At 28.2% G+C, this 1,567-nt stretch carries 3 protein-coding genes; 2 read left to right on the top strand and 1 reads right to left on the bottom strand.

Translation table 11 applies throughout. The features are described from left to right. Positions 1–185 (bottom strand): hypothetical protein (locus F6K13_RS32430; RefSeq protein ID WP_287289808.1); only part of this gene is annotated, 185 nt, incomplete at its 3' end. 508 nt (positions 186–693) lie between these two features. On the opposite strand from F6K13_RS32430, the gene F6K13_RS32425 reads away from it, so the two are divergent. After that, entirely contained in the window at positions 694–876 is a 183-nt protein-coding gene (locus tag F6K13_RS32425; RefSeq protein WP_124142859.1) for a hypothetical protein, read from the top strand. A 306-nt stretch (positions 877–1,182) separates the two neighbouring features. After that, a partial coding sequence (locus F6K13_RS32420) for a phosphoribosyltransferase (protein ID WP_287289806.1) occupies positions 1,183–1,567 on the top strand: 385 nt, incomplete at its 3' end.

Here is a 1,567-nt window from a genome sequence, read left to right as displayed (position 1 = left end):
GCCAAACTTCTTGCTTGAAATTTACTTTCTTCTTCTACAGTATTTGGCTGTAACAATGTTGTATTGTTTTTGTTATCTATTTTCTGTGTTTTTGGGCTGTTTTTTTGACATCCTAAAATTATGAAATTCAAGGCTATAGTTAATATTATTACTATGGGAGTATAATTTTTTTGCTGATTTTTCATATACTTTTAAACTCTTACTTAAAGTATTTTTTTTATGCCATTTGCTTGATTTATCAATACTTTTGAATGCTATATAGTACTTAATATTTATACAGTGGCAATAGTAACAGTTAATATCAATTATTGATTAAATATAACATTCAAATTATTGGTTATATGATATAATTATTCCCTTAATTATGCTGAATAAGTATCTTTTGTCAAAAAAATCTGGCAACCATTGATTAATATGATTATCCTTAATATCTTATACTATTTTTTTTGTAACTATGGATTGAATAATTTTGTTGAATATTTTTTTCTATGACCTTATTCTGCTAATAATTATTCTCTTTTATAGAGTGTAACTTCATAGAAAAATGGCATAAATTACAGAATTATGCTTTAACTATGGTGACATAAGTCACGAATTTTCTAGATAAATATAACTTAGAGTAAATTTTTTATCACAGTTATTAATTGTTAAATTGGGGATACTATAAACAGTATATTATGATGATGAACTACTATGAACTATCAAACCCTTTTACCAGAAGTAATTATTGCAGAGTTAGTATTCCAAGTCTATGGATTTGGTATTTTGACTAAAGAACACAGAAAACAGCTCAGAAATTTATTTTTATACCATAATTGGAGTGAAGAAGATACAACAGCTATTAATCGATTACTTTATGGGGTTCGGCGTGGATAGCTGAGGATAGCAGATTGATATTTTTGCTATTCAGCTTGGCTAATAATCATAAAATTTATTTTTTTTAAAAATACCCCTTTTCTAAATTATTTGAAAGATATAACATACCTTTACCTTTAAATAACACAAAAATTTCAGCTTGTAGAAAATTGGTATAGCATTTCTTAAGAAGTGTGAGATACAACGGAAGGGCGATGCTTCATTTAATAAAATATAATGATTGTGGCTTGAAATACAAGTGACAGTTTTAGGTAAAATTAAAACTATCCTATTTTTAGGTTATCACTATTATTTTAAAGTTCAAAAATGAGCAATCTTTACATCTCTTGGTTAGACTATCATCAAAAAATTGAGTATCTAGCAGCAAAAATTTATCAATCTCAATGGCAGTTCAATCAAATTGTTTGTTTGGCTAGAGGAGGATTACGAGTAGGAGATATTTTGTCTCGCATTTTTAAAAAACCTTTAGCGATTCTAGCTACTTCCTCTTATGGTGGTATTAAAGGCCAGGAACAGGGTAAGATGATCATAGGAAAAAATTTAACTATGACTACATATCGTTTAGGTAGTCATGTGTTGCTAGCTGATGATCTAGTAGATTCGGGAGTTAGTATAGATAAGTCTATCGGTTGGCTTCAGGATAATTATGGTCAAGAAATTCAGGAACTCAAAACAGCAGTTTTGTGGTATA

Origin of the sequence: Okeania sp. SIO2B9, assembly GCF_010672505.1 — a bacterium.
Classification (GTDB): Bacteria; Cyanobacteriota; Cyanobacteriia; order Cyanobacteriales; family Microcoleaceae; genus Okeania; species Okeania hirsuta.
This window is presented reverse-complemented; position numbering and strand designations above follow the sequence as displayed.

What these genes read in the sequence shown, in the direction of transcription:
- F6K13_RS32425 (WP_124142859.1), top strand. Translation starts at nt 694, where the DNA reads ATGAACTATCAAACCCTTTTACCAGAAGTAATTATTGCAGAGTTAGTA.